This window comes from Arthrobacter sulfonylureivorans, from assembly GCF_047607445.1.
In the GTDB taxonomy this organism is placed as follows: domain Bacteria; phylum Actinomycetota; class Actinomycetes; order Actinomycetales; family Micrococcaceae; genus Crystallibacter; species Crystallibacter sulfonylureivorans_A.
On record NZ_JBLKRT010000097.1, the window covers coordinates 1 to 815 of the forward strand.

Below are 815 nucleotides of genomic sequence, written 5' to 3' on the forward strand. Positions count from 1 at the left end.
GCCCGGGAGGTGGGGCTGGAGGCGCGGCTGGGTGAGACCGCGCTGGCGCAGCTGCCGCCGCCGGGCCCGGGCTGCACCACGCTGCGGCAGCGGCAGCTGCTGGCCGCGACCTCGGCGGCCGAGGAACTGGGCTGCCTGCTCGGACTGGAAGAGCAGCAGGCGAGGGCACGGATGGACCAGGCCGCGGACCTGCACCGGTTGTTCCCGGCCACGCTGGCGGCGATGGCTGCCGGGGACCTGGACCGGGCACAGGCAGCGGTCATCGTGATCCAGGGCCGGTCGCTGCCGGAGGACGCCACCGCCGGGTTCGAACAGGAGCTGTTGGGCCGGGTGAAGGGCCGGTCGCTGCGGTCGTTGCGGGACATGGCCCGGCGGCTGCGCGAGCGCAAGCACCCGGAAACCATCAGCCGGCGCCGCCGCAGCGCGGAGCAGCGGCGGAACGTGGCCGTGGACCCGGCCCCGGACGGGATGGCGTGGCTGAACGCGTACCTGCCGGCCGAGCAGGCCGCCGCGATCGATGACCGGCTCACCCGGGCCGCCGGGCACCTGCGCGGCAGGGACGGTGACACCCGGACCACCGGGCAGTTGCGGGCCGATGTGTTCGCGGACCTGCTGATCCACGCGGGCATGGACACCGGTCCGGCGGCCGGGATCCACGCCGAACCGGCGGTCACCGTCCCGGTGCTGTCGCTGCTGGGGCTGGGCGAGGAACCGGCCACGCTGGACGGGTACGGTCCGATCCCGGCCGAGACGGCCCGGCAGCTGTGCGCGGACGCGAAGTCGTTCTACCGGATCCTGACCCACCCGGAAACCGG

1 protein-coding gene is annotated in these 815 nt (G+C 75.1%); it reads left to right on the forward strand.

Annotated elements, in window-relative coordinates:
- The coding region (locus tag ACMX2H_RS18950; RefSeq protein ID WP_414962831.1) for a DUF222 domain-containing protein at positions 1–815 on the forward strand (815 nt) is incomplete at both ends.